This is a genomic window from Mucilaginibacter sp. UYNi724, assembly GCF_054057495.1.
Genome location: NZ_JBSRZI010000001.1, coordinates 125,972 through 148,035 on the forward strand (window position 1 = coordinate 125,972; position 22,064 = coordinate 148,035).

24 protein-coding genes are annotated in these 22,064 nt (G+C 44.4%); 9 read left to right on the forward strand and 15 right to left on the reverse strand.

From position 1 onward, the window contains the following. Positions 1–50 precede the first annotated feature (50 nt). Both ACVW0P_RS00595 and ACVW0P_RS00600 read right to left on the reverse strand, forming a co-directional pair. The gene (locus ACVW0P_RS00595) at positions 51–509 is read right to left on the reverse strand and encodes a hypothetical protein (RefSeq protein ID WP_457130350.1); all 459 of its coding nucleotides are present in this window, start codon (positions 507–509) and stop codon (positions 51–53) included. Positions 510–563: 54 nt separating this feature from the next. Next, on the reverse strand, positions 564–1,151 hold the full coding sequence (locus tag ACVW0P_RS00600) for a TetR/AcrR family transcriptional regulator (RefSeq protein ID WP_457130351.1): 588 nt from the start codon (positions 1,149–1,151) through the stop codon (positions 564–566). 205 nt (positions 1,152–1,356) lie between these two features. Between ACVW0P_RS00600 and recJ the strand changes: the two genes are divergently transcribed. The 4 genes from recJ to ACVW0P_RS00620 all read left to right on the forward strand — a co-directional run bounded on the left by recJ (position 1,357) and on the right by ACVW0P_RS00620 (position 6,001). Then, the gene (recJ, locus tag ACVW0P_RS00605; protein WP_457130352.1) at positions 1,357–3,084 is read left to right on the forward strand and encodes a single-stranded-DNA-specific exonuclease RecJ; all 1,728 of its coding nucleotides are present in this window, start codon (positions 1,357–1,359) and stop codon (positions 3,082–3,084) included. Positions 3,085–3,136: 52 nt separating this feature from the next. Then, positions 3,137–3,877 (forward strand): LPS export ABC transporter ATP-binding protein, encoded by a 741-nt coding sequence (gene lptB, locus ACVW0P_RS00610; protein ID WP_457130353.1) that lies wholly within the window; start codon positions 3,137–3,139, stop codon positions 3,875–3,877. Positions 3,878–3,973: 96 nt separating this feature from the next. Continuing rightward, on the forward strand, positions 3,974–5,497 hold the full coding sequence (locus tag ACVW0P_RS00615) for a GH3 auxin-responsive promoter family protein (protein ID WP_457130354.1): 1,524 nt from the start codon (positions 3,974–3,976) through the stop codon (positions 5,495–5,497). Between the two features lie 114 nt (positions 5,498–5,611). Continuing rightward, on the forward strand, positions 5,612–6,001 hold the full coding sequence (locus ACVW0P_RS00620) for a hypothetical protein (RefSeq protein ID WP_457130355.1): 390 nt from the start codon (positions 5,612–5,614) through the stop codon (positions 5,999–6,001). Here ACVW0P_RS00620 and folP read toward each other — a convergent pair. Continuing rightward, a complete protein-coding gene (gene folP / locus ACVW0P_RS00625; RefSeq protein WP_457130356.1) occupies positions 5,991–6,845 on the reverse strand; it encodes a dihydropteroate synthase in 855 nt (284 codons plus the stop codon). The genes ACVW0P_RS00620 and folP overlap by 11 nt on opposite strands. Before the next feature lie 121 nt (positions 6,846–6,966). Here folP and ACVW0P_RS00630 point away from each other — a divergent pair, with 121 nt between their 5' ends. Genes ACVW0P_RS00630 through ACVW0P_RS00640 form a run of 3 tightly spaced genes read left to right on the forward strand, consistent with a single transcriptional unit; the run spans position 6,967 to position 9,160 of the window. Continuing rightward, positions 6,967–7,506, forward strand: coding sequence for a DUF1599 domain-containing protein (locus ACVW0P_RS00630; protein ID WP_457130357.1), 540 nt, complete (start codon positions 6,967–6,969; stop codon positions 7,504–7,506). After that, positions 7,503–8,651 carry a BT_3928 family protein gene (locus ACVW0P_RS00635; protein ID WP_457130358.1) on the forward strand — a complete coding sequence of 383 codons (1,149 nt, stop codon included), beginning with the start codon at positions 7,503–7,505 and terminating at the stop codon, positions 8,649–8,651. The genes ACVW0P_RS00630 and ACVW0P_RS00635 overlap by 4 nt, the downstream gene beginning before the upstream one ends. Before the next feature lie 2 nt (positions 8,652–8,653). Further along, a complete protein-coding gene (locus ACVW0P_RS00640) occupies positions 8,654–9,160 on the forward strand; it encodes a shikimate kinase (protein ID WP_457130359.1) in 507 nt (168 codons plus the stop codon). Between the two features lie 39 nt (positions 9,161–9,199). On the opposite strand, the gene ACVW0P_RS00645 is transcribed toward ACVW0P_RS00640, so the two are convergent. The 6 genes from ACVW0P_RS00645 to ACVW0P_RS00670 form a co-directional block, all read right to left on the reverse strand. Then, entirely contained in the window at positions 9,200–9,709 is a 510-nt protein-coding gene (locus ACVW0P_RS00645) for a phosphoribosyltransferase family protein (protein ID WP_457130716.1), read from the reverse strand. Between the two features lie 104 nt (positions 9,710–9,813). Further along, entirely contained in the window at positions 9,814–10,218 is a 405-nt protein-coding gene (locus tag ACVW0P_RS00650) for a hypothetical protein (RefSeq protein ID WP_457130360.1), read from the reverse strand. A gap of 17 nt (positions 10,219–10,235) precedes the next feature. After that, a complete protein-coding gene (locus ACVW0P_RS00655; RefSeq protein WP_457130361.1) occupies positions 10,236–11,222 on the reverse strand; it encodes a hypothetical protein in 987 nt (328 codons plus the stop codon). A gap of 80 nt (positions 11,223–11,302) precedes the next feature. Then, positions 11,303–11,518 (reverse strand): DUF2442 domain-containing protein, encoded by a 216-nt coding sequence (locus tag ACVW0P_RS00660; protein ID WP_457130362.1) that lies wholly within the window; start codon positions 11,516–11,518, stop codon positions 11,303–11,305. Between the two features lie 87 nt (positions 11,519–11,605). Beyond that, entirely contained in the window at positions 11,606–12,331 is a 726-nt protein-coding gene (locus tag ACVW0P_RS00665) for a YebC/PmpR family DNA-binding transcriptional regulator (RefSeq protein WP_252759035.1), read from the reverse strand. Between the two features lie 93 nt (positions 12,332–12,424). Beyond that, on the reverse strand, positions 12,425–13,375 hold the full coding sequence (locus ACVW0P_RS00670) for an NAD-dependent epimerase/dehydratase family protein (RefSeq protein WP_457130363.1): 951 nt from the start codon (positions 13,373–13,375) through the stop codon (positions 12,425–12,427). Positions 13,376–13,741: 366 nt separating this feature from the next. Between ACVW0P_RS00670 and ACVW0P_RS00675 the strand changes: the two genes are divergently transcribed. Continuing rightward, positions 13,742–14,749, forward strand: coding sequence for an aspartate-semialdehyde dehydrogenase (locus ACVW0P_RS00675; RefSeq protein WP_457130364.1), 1,008 nt, complete (start codon positions 13,742–13,744; stop codon positions 14,747–14,749). A 632-nt stretch (positions 14,750–15,381) separates the two neighbouring features. Next, on the forward strand, positions 15,382–16,854 hold the full coding sequence (crtD, locus tag ACVW0P_RS00680; RefSeq protein WP_457130365.1) for a 1-hydroxycarotenoid 3,4-desaturase CrtD: 1,473 nt from the start codon (positions 15,382–15,384) through the stop codon (positions 16,852–16,854). A 101-nt stretch (positions 16,855–16,955) separates the two neighbouring features. On the opposite strand, the gene hemH is transcribed toward crtD, so the two are convergent. From hemH to ACVW0P_RS00710, 6 genes are all read right to left on the reverse strand, one after another. Beyond that, the gene (hemH, locus tag ACVW0P_RS00685; RefSeq protein WP_457130366.1) at positions 16,956–17,972 is read right to left on the reverse strand and encodes a ferrochelatase; all 1,017 of its coding nucleotides are present in this window, start codon (positions 17,970–17,972) and stop codon (positions 16,956–16,958) included. 98 nt (positions 17,973–18,070) lie between these two features. Next, positions 18,071–18,748 (reverse strand): fatty acid desaturase, encoded by a 678-nt coding sequence (locus ACVW0P_RS00690; RefSeq protein WP_354428274.1) that lies wholly within the window; start codon positions 18,746–18,748, stop codon positions 18,071–18,073. A 26-nt stretch (positions 18,749–18,774) separates the two neighbouring features. Continuing rightward, positions 18,775–19,626, reverse strand: coding sequence for a 4-hydroxy-3-methylbut-2-enyl diphosphate reductase (locus ACVW0P_RS00695; RefSeq protein WP_457130367.1), 852 nt, complete (start codon positions 19,624–19,626; stop codon positions 18,775–18,777). 107 nt (positions 19,627–19,733) lie between these two features. Then, positions 19,734–20,390, reverse strand: coding sequence for a carotenoid biosynthesis protein (locus ACVW0P_RS00700; protein ID WP_457130368.1), 657 nt, complete (start codon positions 20,388–20,390; stop codon positions 19,734–19,736). Then, the gene (locus ACVW0P_RS00705; RefSeq protein WP_457130369.1) at positions 20,369–21,457 is read right to left on the reverse strand and encodes a glycosyltransferase; all 1,089 of its coding nucleotides are present in this window, start codon (positions 21,455–21,457) and stop codon (positions 20,369–20,371) included. The genes ACVW0P_RS00700 and ACVW0P_RS00705 overlap by 22 nt, the downstream gene beginning before the upstream one ends. Then, positions 21,457–22,011, reverse strand: a complete 555-nt coding sequence (locus tag ACVW0P_RS00710; protein ID WP_457130370.1) for a 1-acyl-sn-glycerol-3-phosphate acyltransferase — start codon at positions 22,009–22,011, stop codon at positions 21,457–21,459. The genes ACVW0P_RS00705 and ACVW0P_RS00710 overlap by 1 nt, the downstream gene beginning before the upstream one ends. Between the last annotated feature and the right edge of the window lie 53 nt (positions 22,012–22,064).

The window sequence follows — 22,064 nt, forward strand, 5'->3', positions numbered from 1 at the left end:
ATATGATTTTAGATATACGCTCCCACCTTGGTAGAAAACTGGGATAAGGCTTAATGCAGATAAGGCCTTTGCGCCAACGGCGAAAACGGCCACGGTATAGCGACGAATATAATTAGCAACGCCAGGCTGAACCATACGAGCATGATTTTAAACTTTTCAGCATCGGTGTGTTTGCGTTTAGCCAGTGCCGAGCCGATGGTTATAATTATTATTGCGGATACCATCAGCACTAAATGCAGCACACCAAAAAAGAATGGCTGGGTAATATGCCTGTTTGGCCCAACGGGATGGAATGAGAACTTAGCATTGGGGCTTTGTGTGTAAACTAAAATACCCAGCATCAATTGGATATGCGCGGCAGTGGCTGTCCAGTGGCGTATTTGGTCATCTTTTTTGGTGAAAACCTTATTGTTACTGTACCCCGTATACGCCCTATAAATAGAATAAACAAGCGTACCCAACACGGCCCAACGGAAAAGCGAATGAAAGAATAATAGCGTATCGAACATGAATAAACTTGTAATTAACATACCAATTGGTATGTTACAATTCAAAAAAATATACTATCCCAATTGTTTAAGGTAGTTTTTCAACTCCTGCAAATAAATATTATAACACGCCGAGCCCATTGCCTTGCCCATGTTACGGATGCCGCCATAGCCGGCCACCACAAAACAAGCCACATACTCGGGGTTTACATCCTCGCGAATCTCTTTCGTAGCTTTTCCCTGGCTGATGCTTTCTTTAATAGCGTCCTGCCAACCATCAGTAAGTTTTAAAAGGGCTTTTTTAAAATCCTCATTCAGCGGCGACATTTCTTCAATTAAGTTAACCGCGGGGCAGCCATATTTAGCGCGAAGAAATGGCACCTTTAACAAAACCACACGCATCATTTCGTGGATATCGTTTATTGGGTTCTTAGCATCAAGCAATGGTTTTACAAGCGAGGTGAACATACCGGGGTAAATGATCTCGTTGATCATCGCCAGGCCCATCTCGTCCTTATTTTTGAAATGGTAAAAGAAAGCGCCCTTAGTAACCCGGGTAGTAGCCAAAATATTATCGATACTTGTAGCCTGGTAACCCTGCTTATAAATAAGCTCGAAGGACTTGGTCAGGATCATAGTACGTGTATTGGCGGCTTTCGACATATTTTAAATACTAATTAGTATGTAACACAAACATACCTCATAGTTCAGTAGCTTCCTAATTTATTTTGCATTACCGATCTCGAATCAAAAAATTTGAAGAATTTATCAAATTGACGATACCGTAAATTCCAAAAATTCGTTAACTCTGGAAATTCGGGTTCGGGCGAATTAACTATCTTTACTCTTTTTAAGCGACAGATTATTTATGACTAAACGTTGGGTGTTAAAAGATGCGGCAGATGCGGTAACCGTACAGGAACTTACTGCACGGCTCAACATAACGCCTGTTTTATCGACCTTATTGGTACAGCGTGGCATCAATAATTTTGATGAAGCCAAATACTTTTTTCGCCCTACCGAGCTACACCTGCACGATCCATTCCTGATGCAGGATATGGAAAAGGCCATCGAACGTATCGAGCAAGCCGTCGCCCAAAAAGAAAAAATTTTAATTTACGGCGATTACGATGTGGATGGCACAACGGCTGTTGCACTTACCTACAGCTTTTTCGAAAAGATCCACAAAAACATAGAATACTACATTCCAGACAGGTATAAAGAAGGTTACGGCATTTCTACCCAAGGCATTAATTATGCGGCCCAAAATGGCTTCAGTTTAATTATTGCGCTGGATTGTGGTATAAAGTCTGTTGATAAAATCGCTTACGCCAACACCCTTGGGGTAGATTTCATTATTTGCGATCACCACTTACCCGGCGAGGTATTGCCCGCCGCTATCGCCGTGCTCGATCCTAAACGTGCCGATTGCGGTTATCCTTATAAAGAATTATCCGGTGCGGGTATCGGCTTTAAGCTGATCCAGGCTTGGACAGAAAAGCACGACCTGCCTTTTGAAAGCATTGCCGAGTACCTCGACCTGGTAGCCATCAGCATAGCCTGCGATATTGTTCACCTAACCGGCGAAAACCGGGTGCTTGCCCATTTAGGCCTTAAAAAGATCAACGAAAACCCATGCATCGGTGTAAGAACCCTGATGCAGGTTGCAGGCCGTGGCAACACTTATACTATTAGTGATGTGGTATTTTTGTTAGGCCCGCGGATAAATGCCGCCGGCCGGATAGACGATGCTAAGCATGCCGTTGAACTTTTGATAGCCTGCCATGAAGATGCCGCCAAAGAAAAAGGCGACATGATCAACGTCCGCAATACCGAACGTAAAGGGCACGACCAGCAAATTACCGACGAGGCGCTGAGCATGATAGATAATGATGAGGTGATGATCGCCCGTAAATCTACCGTGGTGTTCAACCAAGACTGGCACAAGGGTGTTATTGGCATTGTGGCATCGCGTTTAACCGAAAAATATTACCGCCCAACCGTGGTGCTTACCCGCTCAAACGGGCATGTGGCAGGTTCGGCACGGTCGGTTTTGGGTTATGACCTGTACGAAGCACTTTGCGGATGCAGCGATCTGCTCACCCAATTTGGCGGGCATAAATACGCGGCTGGTTTAACCATGCACCCGGAGAACGTCCCTGCCTTTATAGAAAAATTTGAAGAAGTGGTTGGTTCAACCATTACCGATGAGCAACTGGTACAGCAGGTAAGCATAGATGCGGAGATAGAATTGAAGGATATCGACGCTAAGTTTTTCCGGGTGATGAACCAGTTTGCGCCCTTCGGGCCGGAGAACATGGCGCCGGTTTTCCTGAGCAAAAATGTGTATGTTAGCGGTAATGCGGGTTTAGTTGGCAGCGCGCATGTTAAAATGTTTGTAATGCAACCAGGATCGACAGCGTTTAGCAGCATTGCCTTTAACCAGGGCGAATTGCTACCGCAATTAAAACCAGGCGTACCTTTCGATATTTGTTACACTATTGAAGAAAACGTGTGGCGCGAGCAACGCAGCATACAATTAAATATAAAGGGGATTGCGCCCCACCCAAACCCTCCCCGAGAGGGAGGGCTTTAAAACTATTATTTCAAAAAGTCTCCCCTGCCGGGGGAGATTTAGAGGGGGCTACATGATATTACGAGCAGAAAATTTAATCAAGAAATATAAGCAACGTGCTGTTGTGAACGATGTGACTTTTAATGTTGCACAGGGCGAAATTGTGGGTTTGCTTGGGCCTAATGGCGCGGGTAAAACTACATCGTTTTACATGATAGTAGGTTTGATAAAACCTAACGAAGGCAAGATATTTTTGGATGACCAGGATATAACTACCGACCCTATGTACCGCCGCGCGCAAAAAGGAATTGGTTACCTGGCGCAGGAAGCATCGGTTTTTCGCAAGCTTTCTGTAGAAGACAACATTAAGGCGGTGTTGGAAATGGGTAAAATGCCCAAGGATCAGCAGCAGGATAAACTGGAAGAGTTGATAGACGAGTTCAGCCTGCACAAAGTCCGCCGTAACCGAGGGGATCTGCTATCTGGTGGTGAACGCCGACGTACTGAAATTGCCCGTGCCCTTGCTGCCGAACCGAACTTTATCCTGCTGGATGAACCTTTTGCCGGCGTTGACCCGATAGCGGTAGAAGAGATCCAGGCGATGGTTGCCAAATTGAGGCATCGCAACATCGGTATTTTGATTACCGACCACAACGTACAGGAAACGCTATCCATTACAGATCGCGCCTACCTGCTTTTTGAAGGCAAGATCCTGGAATCGGGCGTGCCCGAAGTATTGGCCGAAAACGAAATGGTACGTAAGGTTTATCTGGGTGCCAATTTTGTATTGAAAAGAAAAACATTCCCTCAATAAGAATCAAGAGTAAACACCATTGGCTGATAAACCTTTTAGGATTAACTTTATTTTTTTATATCTTGACTCTTGATTCTAACATCTTGACTCTCTACTATGACCATTTTTAACTCCGTATTTACCTGGTTCATGAAAAAGCGGATCCACCAGATAGAGCTTTTTATGAAATACCCCAACGAAGTACAGGAGGAATGGTTTGAGCAGCTTATTGCCGGTGCTGAAAACACCGAGTGGGGCAAGCAATACGGCTATAAAAGCATTGAAAACCTTGCCACGTTCAAAGAGCGCGTGCCCATCCAAAATTACGATACGCTAAAACCCTACATCGAGCGGATGCTAAAGGGCGAGCAAAATGTACTTTGGCCGTCAGAGATCCGCTGGTTCGCTAAATCGTCGGGCACCACCAGCGATAGGAGTAAATTTATTCCTGTAAGTGAAGAGTCGTTAGAGGAGTGCCACTTTAAGGGCGGAAAGGATATGCTTACGCTCTACTTTAACAATCGCCCAAATGCCCGCATTTTTACCGGTAAAAGTTTAACACTTGGCGGCAGCCATCAAATAGGTCAGTTAAACTCTGATACTTTTTTTGGCGACCTATCTGCCGTGATCATGAAAAACCTGCCCCTTTGGGCCGAGTTTTATCGAACCCCGCATCTGGACATCGCCCTGCTGGATAATTTTGAAGAAAAGATTGAAAAGATGGCCTATGCCACTAAGGATGTAAACGTGACCAGCATCAGCGGTGTGCCTACCTGGAACATCCTGCTGTTTAAACGCATCCTGGAGATCACCGGCAAAAACAACTTGCTGGAAGTTTGGCCTAATCTCGAGCTTTATTTCCATGGCGCGGTAAACTTTACGCCCTACCGCGAACAATTCAGGAAACTGATCCCGAATAATGACATGTATTACCTGGAAACCTACAATGCTTCAGAAGGTTTCTTTGGCATCCAGGACCTGGAAGAGCCCGGCGACTTGCTGCTGATGCTTGATTATGGTATATTCTACGAGTTTTTACCGCTTGAAAACCTGCACCAGGAAAACCCAAATACGCTGACGCTTGATGAGGTTGAACTGAATAAAAACTACGCGCTTATCATTACTACAAACGCCGGTTTATGGCGATACATGATAGGCGATACGGTGCGCTTTACTTCACTTGTGCCCTACCGCATCCAAATAACCGGCCGCACCAAACATTTTATAAATGCTTTTGGCGAGGAATTGATCATCGACAATGCCGAACGGGCACTTGCCGAAGCGTGCTCGCAAACCGGTGCCATCATCCGGGATTATACCGCCGCTCCTATCTACTTCAACGATAAAGAATGCGGCGCGCACGAGTGGCTGATAGAATTTGAAAAACGCCCAGCAGAATTTGAACGTTTTGTTGACCTCCTGGATGGAACCCTGCGCCGCGTAAACTCCGATTACGACGCAAAACGCTTTAAAGATATGGCCCTGCGCCGCCCGCAGGTAAAGATCGTCGCCCAAAACACCTTTTTTAACTGGATGAAAGAAAAAGGAAAAATCGGCGGTCAGCATAAAGTACCACGCCTCGCCAACAACCGCGAGTATGTGGACGCTATTCTAAAAATGACAGAACTTATCAAAAATTAGTGTATTGCGAATCACGCTTCTCGTAATTATTTAACACAAAGTTGACTATCATTTAATATTATACGTGTTTCATTGCAAAGAATGTAGCCGTAAGGGTTATATAAACTAAACAAAATGAAAAAAGCTTTACTAATGGTTGCGGTGATAGCCTGCCTGGCATCCTGCAAAAAAGATCACCCTGCTCTACCTACGCTTAATGGAACATGGGAATTAAGGTCGGTATCCGGCGGCTTTGGCCCGGCTGTAGTAGTTGAGGCTGATAAAAGAGTTACCTACCAATTCACTACTAACAGCAAGTACCTTAAAACAGACGCTTCTAAAACTGAAACACGCGGCGAGTACAGACTAAACCTTACAGATGAATATAAGGGCTACAAAATAGGTTCAATTACATTTACAAACCCAGATTATACTGATGCTTTCGCCGTTAAAGCCGACACCATTAACATTGGAAGTTCAGCAGCTGACGGGCCAACCTATCAGTTCATCAGGATCAAGAAGTAATTGCCTGGTATAATTTCACAGCTTCAATAGCTTCTTTAACATCGTGCACCCGCAAAATGCTCGCGCCTTTCATTAAAGCAATGGTATTTAAAACGGTAGTGCCGTTAAGGGCTTGTTGGGCGTTGGTATCTAACAAGCCGTAGATCATTTTTTTGCGGGAGATCCCGGCGAGTATTGGCAGTTGCAGGCTTTGAAATCCTTGCATACGGTTCATCAGCTCATAGCTATGTTCGGCCTTCTTAGCAAAACCGAAACCGGGATCAAGGATGATATCGTGCACGCCTAACTGCTTTAACTGGTATATCTTCTGCACAAAGTAGTTGTACACCTCGGCAAAAACATCCTCATAATTCGCCAGTTGCTGCATGGTTTGCGGGTTGCCTTTCATGTGCATTAAAATATAGGGCACCTGCAGGCGGGCAACGGTGGCAAACATATCTTCGTCAAGGCTACCGCCGGATATATCATTGATGATATGCGCCCCTGCTTTTATGGCCGCTTCCGCAACGCTTGCGCGAAATGTATCTACTGAAATAATGGCTTCGGGATAATTAGCTGAGATAGCTTCAACAGCGGGCAGCAGGCGATCAGTTTCTTCCTGTACCGAAATATCTTCAGCACCGGGGCGCGACGAATAGGCACCAATATCCAGGAATGTAGCGCCCTCCAACAGCATTTTTTCGGCTTGTAAAAGCACATCTTCGGCAGTTATCTTCCGGCTTTCTGCAAAAAAAGAATCGGGCGTGATGTTTATGATGCCCATCACTTTTGGAGTGGACAGGTCTATCAATTTACCGCCCGCATTTACGGTTACTTTTTTCTGAAAAAATGTATCTTTAGCCACTTTGTTTTGTTGAAACGTTGAATGGTTTGAAAGTTGTAAAGTTAAGTGAACTTTATTCAAATTTTCCTATCTCACAACGTCAACATTCCAACTTTGTAACATTAAAACATTACAACAAAAATTGAGAAACACAGCAGCAGAATACGAAGCGGTCATTAATATTTGCAGGGGGCTTTTTGTCAAAAAAACCCGCGATTACGGTACCGCGTGGCGCATCCTAAGACCAGAATCTATCACAGACCAAATCTTTATTAAAGCCCAGCGCATCCGTACGCTCGAAGAAAAAAAGGTTTCTAAAATTGACGAGGACATTACAGGCGAATACATTGGCATTGTAAATTATTGCGTTATTGCTATGATGCAACTGGATTGCGGCCCCGAGACACCCTATGAACTGGATGCTGCCGAGGTGGAAGTGATCTTCGACAACAAGGTGACAGAAACCAAAGAGCTGATGTTCGCCAAAAACCATGATTATGGCGAGGCTTGGCGTGATATGCGCATCAGCTCCCTTATCGATCTGATTTTGATGAAAATACTCCGCGTAAAACAAATAGAAGATAACAAGGGCCAAACCCTTGCATCCGAAGGCGTAAAAGCCAACTACCAGGATATGCTGAATTACTCGGTGTTCGCGCTTATAAAACTGGGGGTGCAATGAGAAACAAACTGATCTGGTTTTGCCGTATAGCGGTTGGTTTGCTATTCATTTTTTCGGGGCTGATAAAAGCTAATGACCCGCTTGGCTTTTCTTATAAGCTGGAAGAATATTTCGAAGTATTCCACATGACGTGGCTTAACGGGTTTGCTTTAAGTTTATCCATATTGCTTTGCGCGCTGGAAATGATACTCGGTTTTGCCCTGCTTGTTGGTGCGCGCGCCATACAGGTTATTTGGGGGTTATTGTTGCTCATCATATTTTTTGCCTTTTTAACGTTTTACTCGGCATACTTTAACGTGGTGCAAACGTGTGGTTGTTTTGGCGACGCTATACCGCTTACGCCTTGGCAATCGTTCACTAAAGACCTGATATTATTGCTTTTGGTGCTGGTGCTTTTTGTAAACCGCAAAAGCGTAAAAGCTTTAACCAATGCCAAAACCGGCGACAGGCTTTTAATTGGTGCTACCATTATTTCCATAGGCTTTGGGCTTTACACTTATAACTTTTTGCCAGTTTTAGATTTTTTACCCTACAAGGTTGGCGCTAATATTTTGCAAGCGATGAAAACCCCGCCGGGTGCCGCACCCGATGAATTTGAGGTTACTTATGTATTGAAAAACAAGAACACCCAGGATACCAAAACGATGTCGGACAAGGAATACCTTAAATCGGGCATTTGGAAGGATACCACCTGGAAAGTACAGGGTACCCCGGAAAGCAAACTGATCAAAAAAGGATTTGAACCTAAGATTCGCGACCTGAACATCCAGGATGCGCAGGGGAATAATTATAATGAAGAATTGCTGTCGAGCCCATTTTATAGTTTGTGGGTAGTAGCGTATAATCTGGATGAAACCAACCCCGAAGCAGTGAACCGCATTAACGCGTTGGCTGCCAATCTAACCCAGAATTACAATACCCGTACCATATTCCTTACCTCTAACGCGCCCGAGGGTGCACAAAAATTCGCCAAAGAACATAAATTGGTTAGCGAATTATTTTATGCTGATGGCGTTCCGCTGAAAAGTATGGTGCGATCTAATCCCGGTATTATGCTGATAAAAAATGGCGTGGTGGTAAATAAATGGCATTTTCATAACATGCCCAAGTACGACGATATTGTTAAAACCTACCTGAGCAAGTAATAATGGGACTGATATTTTTAGTGGGATTTATGGGCTGCGGCAAAACCTCCTGGGGCCGCAAACTGGCAGCGGGCTTAGGCTACGATTTTATCGATCTTGACCATGCGCTGGAAGCAAAAATTGGCTCCACTGTAGCTGAGTACTTCGCATCGCATGGCGAGGATTCCTTCCGCAAACTGGAATGTGAGATCTTAAAAACAACTGACTATCCACAGAATACCGTAATATCAACCGGCGGCGGCCTGCCTTGCTTCTTTGATAATATGGACTGGATGAACAGCCATGGGCAAACCCTTTATATCCAGCTTTCTCCCAAAGCCTTAGGCAACCGCCTGGAAAACGCTAAAACCCCACGCCCTGTTCTGCAAGGCAAAAAAGGCGACGAACTGGTAGAGTTCATTGAACACAAATTAGCCGAACGCGAAGATTTTTATTTGCAGGCTACCCACACGGTTAGCGGTATTGACATGAGTGTAGAAGGTTTGATAGAAGTTTTGGGGTTAAAATAATTTAACCTTGTCGTTTGACAATTTACTTATATGGCTTTTCTATCTCAGATAAACCGCATCTTCCTGTCCTTCCACATCAATTACAACATCAACATGCTCCTTTATAACGGTGGAAAGCGCTATACCGGCATAATCAGTAGTTACCGGGAAGTTCTTGTGGTTACGGTCTATCAATACCACAGTGCGTAATTTTTTAAGTGGCACATCCAAAAACACACCGAAGCCATAGGCAAGGGTTTTACCACTGTTCAGCACATCATCCACCAAAACAATTACTTTATCACTGCACTCCTGCACATCAAAATTAGTTTTAGCGTGAAGCTGGCTGCTTTGTTTATCCAGCTCAATAGTTAATAAACGGCTTGTAAAAGGTGCAATTTTATCTAAAATGGTTTTTAATCGTTGTGCTATATGGTTGCCGCGAGGCAGAATGCCTGCGATCAGGATCTCGGTCTCATCAAAGTTATCTTCCAGTATCTGGTAAGCAATACGATCTATCTTTTGCTGTATTTGCTGCTGGTTTAATATCAGGATCTTTTTATCAGACATGGTGAAGATGTTGAAATGTTGTAAGGTTGAAACGTTAAGGTGCTTTTGAAATGTAAATATAAAGGAACGTTTCAACATTTCAACTTTCAAACGTTCAACAAGCCTTACCCTTTTACATACGGATAATATACAAAATTTGCGCCCTCGGGTACTACCACAAACAGGCACATAAAGTCGTTGGGGTTTTTGTAGGTGGTTAGGAAACGTTCTTTTAATTCGGCTTTGATAATGCCGCGTTCTGTAAATTCTTCGATAGTTGAAGCGTGGATGCTCCAGGCAGTGTTTAATTCTACCCTGTCAAGGATCAGCTCACCAAGCTTAATTTCATGCTGATGCGCAATGAATATCGGGTGTAACGACAAGCCTTCAACCATAATTTCAACGGCTACCTCCCGGATAGATTCGTTAAAAAATTTGAGGTCGCGTTCTAAACTTACCAGCGGGCTATCCTTCTTCGGCTGTTTATCTTCCGCGCCCCTGTCTTTGTTAAAAAGTTCTTCAGCTTCCATATCAATAGTATATATTATTATTCTTGGGGTGGAGTTTGTGGTTTGGTTGTTTTAGCATTAAACCTCGGCTTAAAACCAACCTTTGGAGCAACAGGTGCATCTTCAACAGCGGGTTTTTCTTCTTCGGCAGATTTAGTTTCTTCGGCAAGCTCTTTTGCTTTTGCCGCTTCGGCCTCGTCAGGTTTCGGTGCCATTGCCTTCATATTAAAGCGCGGCTTAAAACCCGGTTTTGGGGCGGCAACGTTTACTTCGGGGTTTGGATCGATAGCTTCTTTCGCAGATTCTGCTTCAGGTTTTACTTCCTCCGCGTCCGCAGGTTTGGGCGCGGCCATCTGCATTTTAAAGCGTGGTTTAAATGCAGGCTTTGGCGTAGTAGGTTCAGATGATCCCTCCGGCTCATTGCTACTCTTTCCCGGCTCAACTTCCTTATCAAAATCTTTAGTTTGCGGCCCATCTCCCTGGGTCATTTTTATGTTAAACCGTGGTTTAAACCCTGGTTTGGATGCAGGTGTTTCCGCCTTTACTTCTCCTGTATCAGTTGTTCGCGCTGTATTATCCGCCATATCTTGCATAGCAGCCTTTTCTTGCTGAAAAGGAGGATTTTGATCTTTCGTCTGGGCAGCCTCGTTAACTTCCGGTGTTGAAGTAGCGCTATCTTTATATGGCAGATCTTTTACATCGCTGGTTGGCGCAGGCTTGCTTACCATTCCAGGTTTAAATCTTGGTTTAAAGCCCGTGGATGGCGCGGGGATGCTTTCTGTAAGCGCTTCTACAATGGTTTGCTCGGCCAGTTGATTTTCAAGGTGCATCTTTTCCGGCTTTTGCTCGGGTGCCGGGTGATATTGCAACCTTAATTTATTAAACCAATATTTTTTGGTATGGTCAAAGCTTTTCTCGCCCATTTGGGTAAAGTGTTTTTCAAATTCGGTAAACAGGCCCGGCTCTGCCGCCCTTAAGGCAACAAGGTCTATCCGCTTCTTATTAAAAAACTCTTCAAAAGTCATTTGATAATTTGAAAATCTGTTGATTTGAAAATTTGAAAATTTAATTCATTTTCAAATTGCCACATCTTTAAATTGATTAATTAAAGTGCTACATCCACGTCCAGGGCATTAAAATGGATGCCGGTTGCTGTTTGTTTCCAGTCCCCGCGCTCCTCTTCAGTAGCGTTCATCAGTTTGGGGAACCACTCCAGCGGGAAAGCTTGCTGCTTGCCATCGGCACCTTCCACAAAAAGCAAACCATTAGCGAAGGTTACCTTGACTTCTTTTTTTTGTTTGCTTGATGAGAATAGTGGCATGTTTTGAATTTGAAAATTTATTGATTTGAAAATTTGAAAATGAATAGGCAAATTTCAAATCACCTCAATTTCAAATCTTCAAATTTATTACTCCGCCATATTATGATAAACTGCCTGCACGTCGTCATCTTCCTCTAAACGGTCAATGATCTTGAAAACGTCAACAGACTGTTCTTCGGTTACCGATATGTTTGATTGTGCAACTCGTTCCAACTTGGCAGATCTGGTTTCGATACCTATCTCTTCTAACGCCTTTTGCATTTTGCCAAAGTTTTCAAATGCGGTGTGTAATACGGCAATATCGTTTCCTTCTTCGTCGGCCTCCACAAAAAGGTCTTCTAATCCGGCATCTATCAATTCAAATTCCAGTTCTTCCAGGTCGCGGTCGCCCGGGTCAAACGTAAATACAGATTTGCGGCTGAAGATAAAATCCAGCGAACCTGTTTTGCCCAGCGTACCGCCATATTTAGTAAAATAGCTACGTACGTTGGCTACGGTACGGTTAAGGTTATCAGTAGCGGTTTCTACCAAAATAGCCACACCATGCTGCGCGTATCCTTCGTAAACAATTTCTTCGTAATCTTTTTCATCACGGCTCGTAGCACGTTTAATAGCGGCCTCCACCCTATCCTTAGGCATGTTAACTGCCTTTGAGTTTTGGATAGCCGTGCGCAGGCGCGAGTTGGTATTAGGATCGCCGCCGTTGGCTTTTACCGCCATTACTATCTCTTTCCCTAAACGGGTAAACTGCACGGCCATTTTGGCCCAACGCTTAAATTTTCTTTCTTTACGGAATTCGAATGCTCTTCCCATATTAGCCCCCCAGCCCCCTAAAGGGGGAGCCGGATATTTTTTTATTGTTATACCATAAGCCTACTTGTTCCCCCTTCAGGGGGTTAGGGGGCTCTAAATTACATTTTTTAAATTGGTTAGCATATCCTCCGTAATTTTAGGAAGATCATAATCTAACTGCCAGCCCCAATCCTGCTGCGCCTGCGTATCATCTATCGATTTTGGCCAGCTATCGGCAATGGCCTGGCGCGGGTCGTTATCGGCGTAGCTCATTTCAAAATCGGGGATATGCTTTCTAATTTCTTCGGCCAGTTGCTCTGGTGTAAAGCTGATTCCTGCCAGGTTATAGCTCGACCGGATGCTCAGGTTTTCGGCAGGCGCATCCATCAAATTAATGGTAGCGCGGATGGCATCATCCATATACATCATTGGCAATGCGGTTTGTGCCGATAAAAAGCCCTGGTATTTTCCTTGTTTTAATGCCTCGTGAAAAATATGCACGGCGTAATCTGTAGTGCCGCCTCCCGGGTTTGCACGCCAGCCAATAAGGCCGGGGTAACGGATGCTGCGCACATCAACACCATATTTGGTAAAGTAATACTCGCACCAGCGTTCGCCGGCCAGTTTACTAAAGCCGTAAACCGTGTTAGGGTCCATAACGCAATATTGTGGTGTATTATGTTGTGGCGAATGTGGCCCAAAAACAGCTATAGAGCTTGGCCAGAATATTTTTGAAGTTTTAAATTCAACGGCAAAATCAAGCACGTAAAGCAGGCCGGTCATGTTAAGGTCCCAGGCCATTTTGGGCTTTTGCTCGCCTACGGCAGACAATATGGCTGCCAGCAAATACACTTGTGTAGGGCGGTGCTTTTCAAACAAATGATGCAGGTTATCTTTATCCAGCACGTTGGCAAACTCGAACGGGCCGGTATTGCGCAGCGCGTAGTTTGGGCTGTTTATATCTGACGCGATGACATTTTCGGCACCATGTATATTCCTTAATGCGGTTACCAGTTCGGTACCTATTTGGCCATTGGCACCAATCACTAAAATCTTTTCGCTCATGCAGTCACAGGTTTGGGTACAAAGGTAAATTATTTTGTCTGAACCCGAATTTTAACGCCTAAAGATTTACCCGTTTCATGTGTAAAAGCGCAATAAACTTGTAAAATTATCATAGCTTTTTACGACGACGGCTTTAAACCCCCGGCAAATTTTGCATACCAATTTAGTAGACATTTCCGAAAAAAATCGCATATTTGGAGTTTAGTTACTCACCCGGTCATCGCTACGCTCGACCACCCTCTCTTCGCTCCGCGCATTGAGGGTCAAATAAGAGGAGATATCATCAAGGTCTCCCCTCTTTGAAGCAGAGAGGGGCTGGGGGTGAATTGACTATTTGATCAACATACACATAATTTAAAAACAGAAATGAAAGTCGCCGTAGTAGGTGCCACCGGGTTGGTAGGCACTAAAATGTTGCAGGTTCTTGCAGAACGCAACTTCCCCGTTACAGAATTAATTCCCGTAGCATCCGCAAAAAGTATTGGTAAAGAGATCACTTTTAAGGGTATGCAATTTAAGGTGGTTTCTGTTGAGGATGCGATAAAACAAAAGCCGGACGTTGCGCTTTTTAGTGCCGGTGGCAGCACATCTTTAGAGCAGGCCCCCTTATTTGCGGCAGCAGGCATTACCGTTATCGATAATTCCTCGGCGTGGCGTATGGACCCAACCAAGAAACTGGTTGTGCCCGAAGTTAACGCGGATGTACTTACCGCTGATGACAAGATCATCGCGAACCCAAATTGCTCAACCATACAAATGGTAGTGGCCTTAAAACCACTGCACGATACTTATAAAATTAAACGCGTTGTGGTATCAACCTACCAATCGGTAACAGGTACCGGCGTAAAAGCGGTTGAGCAATTATTTAACGAGCGTAAGGGCATCGACGGGCCAAAGGTTTACCCTTATACTATCGATCTTAACGTGATCCCTCAGATTGATGTGTTTACCGAGAACGGTTACACCAAAGAGGAGATGAAAATGATATTGGAGACCAAAAAGATAATGGGTGATGACAGCATTAAGGTTACTGCAACCACTGTGCGCATCCCGGTTATGGGCGGCCACTCAGAGTCGGTTAACATTGAATTTTTGCATGATTTTGACCTAAGCGAAGTACGCCAACTTTTAGCAAACTCGCCGGGTATTGTTGTGGTTGACGATACCGCTAACCTGAAATACCCAATGCCGCTTGACGCGCACGATAAGGACGACGTATTTATCGGCCGCCTTCGCCGCGACGAAAGCCAGGATAACACCCTTAACTGCTGGATAGTATCAGATAACCTGCGTAAAGGTGCCGCCACAAACGCCGTGCAAATTGCAGAGTATTTAGCTGAAAAGCATTTGATAGGGCAGGCTGTAGAAGCATAGTTAGAGATTAGTTCTTCACTAAACATAAAATGACAATCTGTTAGATTGTCATTTTATGTTTCCCCCTTTGTCATCCTAAGTTTACCAATCCCCGGGGGACTTTGAGGGAAAATGACGTCAAGAGGGTTGTCACCCTGCCCAAAAGGACAAAAAAAGCGTTATTTAGATGCTTTATTTCGACCCGACCAGCACTACCAAAAAACGCCCTTAAAACGCCCTTAAACGCCCGCCGTAACTGCAAAATGTTCACGTTCACGGCCATGCATGCGCGTGAATTTTCGTATCTAACTCATAATCAGCGTTTTCAATTTTTACATGTACTGACAAAATAGCGCCACCATCATTGTCATTGAGGTATTACCCTTAGCTGTTCTCCCGATAGCCATCGGGAGGGTCATTGTCTTTTATCTTTCCGGGTCAGAAGGATCAGCATCAAAATTTGTTACCCTGGGTTTACCAATCCCGGCGGGACTTTGGAGGGAAAATGACGTAAAGGGGGTCACCCTGTCCGAGAGACTCCTTGGGAGAGCTTGCCGAAGGGCGCGCAGATGCCTTTGCTCACCATGCATTTAAACATCCTTTATATTCTATTCCCCCTTCAGGGGGTTAGGGGGTTTCCTTATCTTTACCCCATGCCTCAACAAAAAGCTGTAATTATTGGTGCCGGTATAGCTGGTATAGCAACGGCTATCCGGTTGGCGGCTAAGGGTTACGCGGTGGACGTTTACGAGGCCAACAGTTACCCCGGTGGTAAACTCTCGCAATTTGAGCAGGATGGCTACCGTTTTGATGCCGGGCCAAGCCTTTTCACCATGCCGCAATATGTGGACGAACTTTTTCACCTTGCCGGTAAAAACCCGGCCGATTACTTCACCTACCAAAAACTTAGTGTTGTTTGCAAATATTTTTATGAGGATGGCACACGCTTAAGCGCTTACGCCGATACCCAACAGTTTGCGCAAGAGATCCAGGATAAAACCGGCGAACCTGCTACTGCCGTTATTAAACACCTGGCAAACAGCAGCGATATTTACAGCATTACCAACCACGTATTTTTAGAGCGATCGCTGCATAAATTAAAGACTTATTTGCGGTGGGATACAATAAAGTCTATAATCAGGTTTCCTAAGATAGACCCGTTCCGTACCATGCACAAGGCAAATGCTTCGGGGTTTAAGGATGCGCGGGTAGTGCAATTCTTTGACCGATATGCTACTTACAATGGCTCCGATCCGTACCAGGCGCCGGCCACGTTGAATGTTATCCCACATCTCGAGCATCATTTTGGTGCATACTTCCCCAACGGCGGTATGTACAGCATTACCCAAAGTCTGGTGAAGCTTGCCGAAGAACTGGATGTAAAGTTCCATTACAATTATAAGGTGGATGAAATTGTTGTCATCAACGGAATAGCAAAAGGCGTCCGCGCCAAAGGCGAAAATATTTTGGCTGACGTGGTAATTTCCAATATGGACGTTTGGTTTACTTACAACCGTCTGCTTGGCAAATACCCAAAGCTACATCCGCAGAAAATATTGAACCAGGAACGCAGCAGTTCGGCATTAATATTTTACTGGGGGATAAAAAAGCAATTCCCTGAACTGGACCTTCATAACATATTTTTTAGCGCGGACTACAAGGCCGAGTTCGACCACATCTGGAAACAGCAGGATATTTACCACGACCCTACAGTTTACCTCAACATCAGCTCTAAATACCAAACAGACGATGCGCCCGCCGGGTGCGAAAATTGGTTTGTGATGATCAACGTCCCCGCTAATAACGGGCAGGATTGGGATAAGTTGATAGCGGATGCAAAAGCAAACATCCTTGAAAAGTTATCGCGGATTTTGAGGGAAGGAATTAGCGAATTAATAGTCAGCGAGAGCATCCTTGATCCGCGCAGCATCGAAAGTAAAACATCTTCTTATAAAGGGTCTATCTATGGCACAAGTTCCAACAATCAATTCGCGGCATTTTTGAGGCATGCCAATCAATCGTCAAAAGTGGAGGGGTTATATTTTTGCGGAGGAAGTGTCCACCCGGGCGGCGGGATACCGCTCTGTTTGTTATCGGCAAAGATAACTGCGGATATTATAAAATAACAATCTATTTCAACAACCCGTTATTGCGAGTTACGAAGCAATGACGCGCGGGGGAAAGGGCACTTGTTTTGATTCTTGGCTCTTGATTCTTATCTCTTGTTCTATTCTTCAACCATCCCCGCAAGCGCTTCAATCCATTTTGGGGAGTCGTTTAAGCTCTCTACCAATTGCACATGTTCGCCACCGAGCGCTTTAAATTCGTCGCCATATTCGCGGGTTACTTCAAAAACGGTTTCCAGGCAGTCGGCAACAAAGGCGGGGCAAAATACCAAAAGGCGCTTTTTACCTTCTTTAGCCAGATGGGCAATCACCTCGCTGGTGTAGGGCTGCACCCATGGGTCGCTGCCCAGGCGCGACTGAAAACAAACGGTGTACTTGTCTTTTGGCAAATTCATTTTGCCGGCAATCAGGCGGGCCGTATCGTGCGATTGCGCCGAGTAGCACAATTTATTGGTATCATTTAAAGTATTGCAGCAACCATCAACCTGCAGGCAGTAGCTGTGCGTATGGTCGCATTTTTTTAGCTGGCGCTGTGGCAAACCGTGAAAACTGAACAGAATATGGTCGTAAGTTTCGGGTTGATATTTCGCAGCATTATCAGCAAAAGTTTCTATCATAAGTTCGTTATCGTGGAACGAATTTAGGAATGATATTGTAGGAATGGTTTGCCATTCCTTAACCAGGTCCATCACTTTTTCTTGTACAGACCCTGTACTTGCTGATGCATATTGAGGGAAGAGCGGGATCACCTGAATGTCGCTAATCAAAGCATCTTTTAAACGCTGCAAGGCAGATTCTATAGAGGGGCTTTGGTAACGCATAGCCAGCTCAACCATGTAGCCATCGCCAAGGCGCTGCTGTAAAGCGGCTTGTTGTAATAAACTATAGTGTAGTAATGGCGAGCCTGTTTCTTTATCCCAGATAGCCTGGTAAAGTTTAGCCGATTTTGGCGCCCTAAACGGGACGATAATGCCTTTTACCAATACGGTGCGTAGCGCTGCACTAACGTCAATAACGCGCCCATCCATCAAAAATTCGTTCAAATACTTGCGTACATCCGCTGTCGACGGACTATCCGGCGTACCTAAGTTTACCAGTAAAACTCCCTTTTTTGCCATAATTTATACGGGTGCAAAAATAAAATAAGTATTTGTGATTGTAAGTATTAAATATCAGGCTAATGTTAATTTAGAAAGATAACTAACAAACGTATTGGTTATTTTTTCACTTGCCACAACCTCCACCAGGGCATCCAGGGAGCATCATGATGTTCGTAATGGTAACCAAAAAAATAACAGCTAAAAAATGCCAGGAAATGGTTGCGCCGTAAACTGCGCGATTGGTGTTTATTATCGTGTTCGCCTTTGTGTGGCAGGTAGGTACCAAAGTAAAATAGCTGCAATGTGCTCAACAGCGATGGCGCCACCCAAAACAATAAAAGGTTAAGCTGCGGGATCCAAATCTTTAGCACATTAAATACAATCGCCATAATCACAATTTGCCAGATGGACAGATAGTTACGAATGAATTGTACATACCATCTCAAAAACGTCCCTTTATGGTAATCCGGGTCGGCATCCGTGTGTACATGGTTATGGTGCTGGTGGTGTTTAGTGTATAGTTTAGGGTACCAGAACGAGGCGTACATAAACGTGCAAATAAATCCGATACTATTGTTTAAAACATTATTAGGTGCAATAGTGCCGTGCATGGCATCGTGAGCGGTAATAAACAGGCCGGTGTAAAGGTGCATTTGCACCAGGATCATCAAATACAGCAGCGGATTTGTAAAATCAATCTGCCATTGCATCAGTAAAACAGTTGACGTAATCCAGCTACCCAGCACAAGCAGGGCAATAAATAAACCGGTATATGATGGGGATTTTTGAACCACAATTTTATAAAGCAATAAGCGTGCTGCTAATAGCTTTCCAGTTCGGCTTTTACTTGTTGCATCAACCACATAGGGGTTGATGTAGCGCCGGCAATGCCTATTTTATCGCCTTGGCTAAACATAGTTGGGTTCAACTCGCTAATGGATGATACAAAGTAAGTGTTCGGGTTATGCTTGCGGCATACCTCATAAAGCACTTTACCATTTGAGGATTTTTTGCCCGATACAAATACCACCTTATTAAACTTTACCGCAAAAGCGGGCAAATCCTTATCACGGTTACTCACCTGGCGGCAAATAGTATCGTTGGCCTTAACCTCGTACCCGCGCGATAGCAGTTGCTCTTTTACGTTGTAAAACTTCTCCATGCTTTTGGTAGTTTGGCTATAAAGCGTAAAGCTGGCGGGCAGTTCGGCATCGTCAAGCTCGGTAATATCCTGGAAAACCAAGGCATCGCCATTGGTTTGGCCTTGCAAGCCTACCACTTCGGCATGGCCATGCTTCCCGAAGATCAGGATCTTCTCGTTATTATCGTATGATGTTTTGATGCGGTTCTGCAGTTTTAAAACTACCGGGCACGATGCATCAATCAGTGTAATATTATTCTCTAAGGCTATCTTGTAAGTTTCGGGTGCTTCGCCATGCGCACGGATCAGTACCTTTTCATCGCGCAGGTTAACCAGTTCTTCGTGCTCAATAATACGCAGGCCAAGGGCTTTCAGGCGCTCCACCTCTTCGTCGTTGTGCACAATATCGCCCAGGCAATATAGGTAACCATCTTCGGCCAAGATCTCTTCGGCCATATCAATAGCGTAAACCACCCCGAAGCAAAAGCCCGAATCCTGGTCTATAGTAACTTGTAGCTGATAATCACCCATTGTAGTACAAAAATAACTATTTATAAAGTGAAAGGCGAAAGGTTAACGGTAAAAGGTTGGTCATTGTTTTTAAACCGGAATTACGTCGATTTTCAGGATTGACGAGATTACAAAAGCACCAACAAATTTAACAGCCCAAAAAATACAAACTCCGTTACCAGCAAAACAGGTGCGGCAACACTTTGCTTTTTAAACCGGAACAGTTCAAAAATATACAGCATTACTGCGCTTACTAAAAACCAACACAGATAATTTTTTAGCGGGATGCTTCCGTCAAGCCAATGCCAGTAATCAAACTTAATGGCGATGGGTTCTATCAACACGTCAAGTGTAGTTAGCAAACCGGCACCTGCTATCACTCTAAAAAAAATGCTTCTTAAACGGCTGCGTTGCAGCGTTACGCCGGTTACATAGATTAGTAAAAACCAGTTGACGCCTATCATCAGCGGGATGCCGAATAGTTTCATGCCGAGCGTACTATCATAGGTATAATTACCAAAAAGCCAGCCTTTGTGCACCCCTATCCACTCGGCTAAAAAGCCGAGCCAAAATATAATTAAGATAAATATCCCGAAGCTACTGTTCAGTTTATGGTGACTGAATATAATAACGCCAAGCATAAGCAATAAATGGAAAGGGACTATCAGCAAAAACAACGGCCTGCTTACCGGCAATGATAAGCCAACCAACCCAACTATGTGGAACAGGATGATGATACCGATGGCTATCCGTGGCGGGTTGCTCATATGCGGCGGCCCTTCCATACTGTAGTTTTAGTGAGGTATTTCTGTATGGATGTTATGCCTATAAGCAATAAACTAAACATCTGTACCGGGTGTAAAAACAGGTTAAGCAAAGCGTTTTGCCCGGCTGATAGCGAGATCATGATACGGGTTAACCCAATCAATCCAACCATCATCAATATAAAATTAAGGTTCATGGTCATGACCACGATGGCGGGCCCGCCAATAATCAACAGCAGGTAAATCAAAAAGCCAATGATATTGTAGTTGAAAGCGGCCAAAAAGTTTTTTCCAAACCCGTTTATCGCTTCATTATAGCCTTTATACATGCGGCAACTTATCATCCCGTTGGCAAGTAATGCTTCGCCGTTCAGCTTGGAGGCCTTTACCAGTTTCATGATCTCTACATCTTCTACCACCTTATTTTTCACTTGTTGGTGCCATTGGTATTGTTTGTAATCGCCGGCGTTGAATAGCATAAACTGCCCGCTGGCTGCTGCTACAGCGGCACTTTTAACCAGGTAAACCAGCCTGAGCGGTAATAGGTTCAATAATATATAATGCATCAGGGGCACCACCATCATTTCGCCGGGGGTTATCATGGTTTGGTTTGTAAACAGGCTCAGCAAACTTAACCTGCACAAGTTAATACGGTGGACCGCACTATTTATTAAGCCGTTGTAAACTTTTTCGTCGGCGTCTAAAAACAAGAAATAATCGCCGGTGGCGTGTTGGGCCAGTTGGTGGCAGGCATAATTTTTACCAAGCCATCCGGCAGGCAATACATCGCCTTTTATTACCTTAAAACGCTTATTTTTCGCCGCAAAATTGTCACAAAGCGTATAAGTATCGTCCGTTGAATTATCATCCAGGATAATTACCTCATAGCTGCTGTAATCCTGCTCAACAATGGATTGCAGTAAGGCGATAATGTCTTTCGCCTCGTTGCGGGCCGGGATGAGGATGGAAACCTTATCCTCGTAATGCTTGCCTATCCGCGGTAATTTTGGGTTCGAAATAAAATTGAACAGCGTAACCGTAAAGCGCAGTATCAGGAATATAAAGGTTACTAATAGGGCAATTATCACTATACTACTATTTTGGTTTGCTGCTGTTTGGCGTTGTCGTAATGTTGCTGATAGGCGGCTTGTACGTCTGACAGATCGCCCTCCACTTTTAAGTAAACGCTTGCAGTCGGTTTTCTATATTGGAGGTTCTCAATAAATGTCGCGGCCATTATGGTTCGAAACTTTCCGGCCGCCTGGTGCATTATTTTCGAGAGCCCCTTTTGAAAATCAACCTCATCAACAAAGTTGGAATATAGTTTACCCTGCGGGAATATCAGCACCAGGTTTTCAGGGTCGTTCAGTAACTGCGCGGCATAATCAAGCGAAGCCAGCATCTCGCGGGAGCTTTTACTTACCGAAAACGCCCCCATATATTTAAATAAGGATACCTCTTTAACCGTTTCTTCTATCACCATCACATGAAAACGCTTCCTAAATACTTTATGGTTTATGTAGTACATTAAAAAACCATCCCACCAGCTAAAGTGGTTGGCTAATAGCAATACCGACTTACCCCTCTCTACCTCTACCGCATTAAACTTTACCGCGTGGAAATCCCCCTTTACGATCCGCACGATGTAATTGTGAAAGAACCATGTGATTAATTTATTTTTCTGCGGATAAATCA